This window comes from Ancylobacter sonchi, assembly GCF_018390695.1.
GTDB lineage: Bacteria > Pseudomonadota > Alphaproteobacteria > Rhizobiales > Xanthobacteraceae > Ancylobacter > Ancylobacter sonchi.
The window spans coordinates 1-6,538 of record NZ_JAHBGF010000006.1; the positions used below are offsets into that span (position 1 = coordinate 1).

The 6,538-nt window shown below is 63.7% G+C and carries 5 protein-coding genes; 1 reads left to right on the forward strand and 4 read right to left on the reverse strand.

Annotation, left to right across the window (positions count from 1 at the left end):
• The first annotated feature begins 326 nt into the window (after positions 1-326).
• A complete protein-coding gene (locus KHC28_RS01230) occupies positions 327-1,490 on the forward strand; it encodes an extracellular catalytic domain type 1 short-chain-length polyhydroxyalkanoate depolymerase (RefSeq protein WP_214006520.1) in 1,164 nt (387 codons plus the stop codon).
• A 78-nt stretch (positions 1,491-1,568) separates the two neighbouring features.
• On the opposite strand, the gene KHC28_RS01235 is transcribed toward KHC28_RS01230, so the two are convergent.
• From KHC28_RS01235 to katE, 4 genes are all read right to left on the reverse strand, one after another.
• Entirely contained in the window at positions 1,569-2,396 is an 828-nt protein-coding gene (locus tag KHC28_RS01235) for a transglutaminase-like domain-containing protein (protein WP_214006524.1), read from the reverse strand.
• 563 nt (positions 2,397-2,959) lie between these two features.
• Positions 2,960-3,853, reverse strand: a complete 894-nt coding sequence (locus KHC28_RS01240) for an SDR family oxidoreductase (RefSeq protein ID WP_214006521.1) — start codon at positions 3,851-3,853, stop codon at positions 2,960-2,962.
• 44 nt (positions 3,854-3,897) lie between these two features.
• Entirely contained in the window at positions 3,898-4,530 is a 633-nt protein-coding gene (locus tag KHC28_RS01245; RefSeq protein ID WP_214006522.1) for a DUF6766 family protein, read from the reverse strand.
• Between the two features lie 108 nt (positions 4,531-4,638).
• Positions 4,639-6,538 (reverse strand): catalase (gene katE, locus KHC28_RS01250; RefSeq protein ID WP_214006523.1); only part of this gene is annotated, 1,900 nt, incomplete at its 5' end.

Genomic DNA, 6,538 nt, shown 5'->3' on the forward strand with positions numbered 1-6,538 from the left:
ACGCTAAGGTCAAGGCGCAACAGGCCGCCGATGCGGCCCGCAAGGCCGGCGCCACCTTCGCGCTGCTCGGCGCGCTCTCCCTGATGATCGGGGCCTTCATCACCTGCGTCGCCGCCGCTCTCGGCGGCCGGCAGCGCGACGACGAGGAAACCGTGTCCCTCAGCGATCGCCGCTGACCGAATGAGCGGCCGGCCCGCAAAGTCCGGCCGCTCTCCACATTCTCGGCAGTCCGCCCCTTGTTATTGTGCAATGCAGCAACGATTTCGCTGCGAGTGCGTTGAAGCACATGGTCGTCCACCCCGGGCGTCCCAACAAGGATGTCTCCATTGAAGACAATGTCGGATATGATTGCCCGTCTCGCTGCTTTTCGCGGGCCACAGGGTGCACATTTGCCCGGGGCCGGCGTACCCGATCGGCTCACCACGTTCTCCGATTTTGGATCGAATCCGGGCAGGTTGAAGTCGCGTTTCTATCTTCCGTCGAACCTTACCAAGGGCGCGCCGCTCGTCGTGGTACTGCATGGCTGCACCCAGAGTGCCGCCGGATACGATCACCATGCCGGCTGGTCGCAACTGGCTGATCGGGCCGGTTTCGCGCTGCTCTTTCCGGAACAACATCACGGCAACAATCCCAACCTGTGCTTCAACTGGTTTCGCCCCGGCGATACGAGGCGCGATGCTGGAGAGGCGCTCTCGATCCGCCAGATGATCGAAGCCATGATCGTTGCCAACGGTCTCGATCGGGACAGGATCTTCGTCACCGGCCTTTCGGCTGGCGGCGCGATGGCCTCGGTCATGCTCGCCACCTATCCCGAGGTCTTCGCCGGCGGCGCCATCATCGCCGGCCTCGCCTATGGCCGTGCGAGCACGGTCCCGGAAGCGTTCGACTGCATGCGCGGCCAGGGCGCGGCCTCCAAAGAGGAGCTGTGGGCGCTTCTGCGTGAGGCCTCCACGCATGCGGGTCCCTGGCCGAGGATCGCCATCTGGCAGGGAACGGCCGATCACACGGTGGCGCCTTCCAATGCCGAGGATATCGCCGCGCAATGGTGTCGCGTCCACCAGCTCGACAACGCGCCGACACGGTCGGAAGTTCTGGGCGTGCGCGCAAAGCACAGTTGGTGCAACGCTGCAGGCGAGGCCGTGATCGAACTGAACACAATCTCCGCCATGGGCCACGGCACACCGCTGGGCGATGGCCTCGGCGTTCCAGGTCCCTATATGCTGGAGGTTGGCATCTCTTCCACCCGGGAGATTGCGCAGTTCTGGGGAATAGCGCAGGCCCGCGAGGAGGCTGTCGCCTGCTCCGCTACGGCCGTTATACAAGGCAAGCTAGTGACACTACCGTCGCCCGCGGAGCGTACGCCCGGCATAAAAAAGGTGGGGCCCGCGATCCATGCGACGGCTTCGCGACGGACGCCGCCGGCATCCGATGAATCCGGCGTAAAGAAAATCATCGAAGACGCGCTGCGCGCCGCAGGACTGATGCGCTGAGGCGGTGCCAGCTGCGGGACAGCAGTGGGCATCCGCCTGTTCAGCTTCCACCACCAAGTCATGGGAGCGGAGCGGGCGTTACGTCGCGGGGACTTCCTCGGTGATCACCTCGAATTTCTGCAGGATGTGCGGTCCGAATGTATGCACCATCGGAACGTCGACCGCATCCCGGCCTCTTGCGACCAGGACGCGGCCGATGCGCGGCATGTTGTGGCGCGCGTCGAAGGTGAACCATTTCCCGCCGAGATAAGCCTCGAACCACGCATTGTAGTCCATTGGGGCGGGATCGCGCGGGACGCCGATATCCCCGAGGAAACCGTTGCAATAGCGCGCGGGAATGTTCATGCAACGGCAGAGCGCGACCGCCAGATGCGTAAAGTCGCGGCAGACGCCCACACGCTCGTTCATCGCCTGGGCCGCCGTACGCGTATTCCGGGCGCACTGATAGTCGAAGCGGATTTGGGCGTTCACATAGTTGCAGATCTGCTGCACCCGGTTCCAGCCCGGGGGATATTTGCCAAACAGCTGCCACGCGGTCGCCGAGAGCTCGTCGACCTCGCAGTATCGGCTGGACAACATATATTCGAGCACTTCGGAGGGTAGCTCGCCTGGAAACACTTCCTGGGCATCGTAATCCGCGGCATCCGCCACGCCGGAATCCCGCACGATCATGTCGTTGGTGAAGGCTGCCCCACCTGGCGGCACGACAAGACGACGGCAACGGTTGCCGAAGCCGTCGGCATATTCGACGCATGGCACGTCCCCGCTATCGGCGAGCGATGTCACCGCGCCATTCGGTCCGCTGACGATGTCGACATCGCGGCTGGGATGTGGATCCAGCAGGAGGATGGCGGGCGTCGGCTGGTGACAGACAACTTCGATCCTATAGCCGCAGCGAATTTCCATGAAGACGTTTCTCGCCTGTGGTGGGGTCGTGAGCAAACCACGTTCGTTGCCGCAATGTTCCATGCTAAAGGTCTGCATGTTCCGAATGCCAAAGGCGGCGCGATGCCTCGGCTTGGAACTTGAAGGCGGGCCTCCGTTCGGCGTCCTGATGCACGGGAGCCCGACATACCGCGTGGGTGACAACCTGAAATACATCGCCACGCAGGAAGCGGGGCCGATCCTATCGTCGCCTCCTCTTTGCCGCAGGAGACGACCGAGACTCGGGATCGCGCGGATAGACCTGCCGGGCCGGGTGCAAGTCATGCCATCGACGGTAATTGCGCGAAGCAGGTACGGCGAGGACACCGGACCCAGTCGGTGTGGTTCCGGCAGAGCGGGCGCCGCTACGACTACAGCGATGTCCCTCCGGAAGACGTATGCGGCCTATCGAGCCGCCATTTCGAAGGGAAGCTATTTCAACCAGTTTATCCGGGACCGATTCCCGTACCGCCGGACAGTGCAGCGCTAGTGGTCGACGTCCTCGTTCAGCGCGGCCAGCCTATTTGCGGTACTCACCGAGGTCGTCAGGCGATGCCTTTGCCGCCGGTGACGCCATAGACTTCGCCGTTGATGAAGCTCGCTTCCTGCGAGGCGAGAAGCACATAGACGGGCGCCAATTCCACAGGCTGCCCCGGACGGCCGAAATCGCTGTCCTTGCCGAAGTTCTCCACCTTCTCGTCGGGCTGGCCGCCGCTCGGCTGCAGCGCTGTCCAGAACGGGCCAGGCGCCACGGCATTGGCGCGGATGCCCTTCTCGATGAGCTGCTTGGCCAGCGCCTTGGTGTAGGCGACGATGCCCGCCTTGGTCGTCGCGTAGTCGAGCAGGATCGGCGAGGGCTGGTACGCCTGGATCGACGCGGTGGTGATGACGGAAGCGCCCGGCGGAAGATGCGGAACGGCTGCCTGTGCGATCCAATGCAGCGCATAGAGATTGGTCTTCATCGTCTTGTCGAAATCGGCCGTCGATAGCTCCTCGACCGCTTCGCGATATTGCTGCCGCGCCGCATTGATCGCCAGGATGTCGAGCCCACCGAGCTGAGCGACGGCCTTGTCGACCAGTTCCCGGCACCAGGCTTCGTCCGTAATATCCCCGGGAAGCGAGACGGCCTTGCGACCTGCAGCCTCGATCAAGGCAATGACCAGTCTCGCGTCGGCCTCTTCGTCCGGAAGATAGGAAATGGCGACATCCGCTCCCTTGCGTGCGAAGGCGATGGCGACCGCCCGCCCTATGCCGGAATCGCCGCCGGTAATGAGCGCCTTGCGCCCTTCCAGCTTGCCGGACCCACGATAGCTCTCCTCGCCATGGTCGGGCACTGGGTCCATCTTGCGAGCGAGGCCCGGCATGGGCTGCGGCTGCTCCGGAAACGGCGGCCCCGGATACTGCGTGCGTGGGTCCTGCAATTTCAGACGATCGGTCATGGTGGCCTCTCCAATTTGATGGGTCGCCGGATGACGGCGCGGGATTAGTCGCCGGTCTGCGCGTTGGCGGAGGCGACGGGCTTGGATTCCGGCGAGCCCTGATGGCGCAGGAAGATTGACAGCACGACGAGCAAGGCGGTCGAGAGGAATTCCGACTGCCAGTTCTGGAAGGACTCAAACCACAACTGCGGATCGAGCAAATAGCTCCCGATCGTCTGGACCTCGCCACCATGGCGGAGCGCGTCGGCATTGGCGGCGACCATGCTGAACCACCAGTGGAACAGGAACGACGCGACGAATAGCAGTGCCAGGGTGAGGCCGAGCGAATGCGCGTAGAGCCACGCCGCCAGCGGATGGCGGGCGCGCCACGGCACCTCGTCGTCGGGCCTGTAAGGTTCATCGGGATCGCGCGATTCCGAGGAGCCGCGCTGGAACAGCATGGCGGTAAGCACGACATAGACCGCCATCTGCAGGAACTCGCTCTCCCAGTTCTCGAAGAGCGAGGACAGGAATTCGCCGCTGTGCACATAGGCCACGAGGCCGAGCGCGGCTTGCCCGTGGTCGACGAGCTCCTTGTTGAAGGAGGCCCGGCCGGTCAGCGCCATGCCGATGACCGAGAAGAGGAACATCGTCCCCAGCGCCAGGGTCAATCCGTTGTCGCGCAGGAATTGTCGCATCGATCGTCGGCCTCCGGGGCCTGATACAGGGGAGGCGGCGCCTTTCAACGCCACCTCGCTCTGTCCTCATTGAAGCGGGTCGAAACCCGCGCTGCCTCGCGCGACCGCTCAGAGTTTCACGGCGGCTTCCCGCGCCCAGAGGCGGAGCTTGCGGCAGCTCTCGATGAACTCTGCCACCGAACTTGCGTCGTCGAGGATCATGAGCCCTTCATCGGCATCGGGCGCGACACCAGCCTTCGCGATGAGCGGAAGGGCCGCCGGAGTGAAGCCGATGAACTTGCAATGCGCAAAGGCATCCGCCACGAAGTCGCGCGCGGCCGCCTCGCCGGTCAGCCGCTCGGCGCCCTCCTCGGAAAGCAGCAGCGCCACGGCGTCGAACAGCACCGAGGGCCCGCCGTCGATCATATGCTTGGCCACGACCTTGGTGCCGTCCGCGGTCTCGACGCCGCCGACCTTGGGCGCGATGACTTCCATCACCGCCCCTTCCTTCTCGATGGCGGCCTGGAGCGCCTTCAGCAGCTCGCCGTCGCAGCCATTGCTCACCAGCACGCCGACCTTGCGGCCTTTGAAGCTTGCCGGACCGTTTTCGATGATGCTGAGCGCGGGAGATGCGGGCAGGTCGTCGCGTGGAGGAACCGCCGCATCGGCGGGCTTCGGCAATTCCTCTATGCCGAGCTTGTCGGCCACCGTGGCGCCGAGCGCCTCGTCGATGTTGAGCAGATGCGCGACCATCCGCTCGCGGATGACTGCCGCCTCGACCTTGCTCAACTCGAAGGTCAGCGCCATGGCGATGTGCTTCTGCTCGGGGACCGTCTGGCTGTTGAAGAACTGCCGCGCCTGGCTGTAGTGGTCGGCGAAGCTCTCGGGCCGCAGCCGCACCTTCGGAGCGTCGATCTCCTCGCGGAACGAGCGGAAGCCGCGGACTGGATCCTCGCGCGGACCCGCGCCGTGTGAATTAGGCTGGTAGTTCGCGCGCCCGACCGGGTTGCGCATCGCCATATGGCCGTCCTGCTGGAAATGCGCGTAGGGGCATTTGGGCGCGTTGATCGGGATATGGGTGAAGTTCGGACTGCCGAGCCGCTTCAGCTGGGTATCGAGATAAGAGAAGTTGCGGCCCTGCAGGAGCGGATCGTTGGAGAAGTCGATGCCGGGCGGCACGTTCTGCGTCATGAACGCGACTTGCTCGGTCTCGGCAAAGAAATTGTCCGGCATGCGGTCCAGCACCAGGCGGCCGACCGGAATGGGCTTGAGGACCTCTTCGGGGATCAGCTTGGTCGGATCGAGCACGTCGAAATCGAAGCTGTCAGCGAATTCCTGGTCGAACAATTGCACGCACAATTCCCATTCCGGGAAATTACCGGACTGGATGGCGTCCCACAGGTCGCGGCGATGAAAGTCCGGATCGGCGCCGTTGATCTTCACCGCCTCGTTCCAGACGACTGACTGCAGGCCGAGCTTCGGCTTCCAGATGAACTTGACGAAGGTGGACTCATCTCTCGCATTGAGGAGCCGGAAGGTGTGGACGCCGAAGCCCTCCATAAACCGGAACGAGCGCGGGATCGCCCGGTCGGACATCACCCACATGATCATGTGCATGGCTTCAGGGGTCAGTGAGATGAAGTCCCAAAAATTATCATGGGCCGAGGCCGCCTGCGGGAAGCCACGATCAGGCTCCGGCTTCACCGAATGGATGATGTCGGGAAACTTGATGGCGTCCTGGATGAAGAACACCGGGATGTTGTTGCCGACGAGGTCCCAATTACCTTCCTTCGTGTAGATCTTCACCGCGAAGCCGCGCACGTCGCGAGCAAGGTCTGCTGAGCCCTCGGAGCCTGCGACGGTGGAGAACCGCACAAAGGCCGGCGTCTTCTCCCCGGCGCGCTGGAACAGATCGGCGCGGGTATATTTGGCGAGTGAGTCATAGGTCTCAAAATAGCCGTGCGCGCCGTAGCCGCGCGCATGGACGACGCGCTCGGGAATGCGCTCATGGTCGAAGTGGAAGATCTTC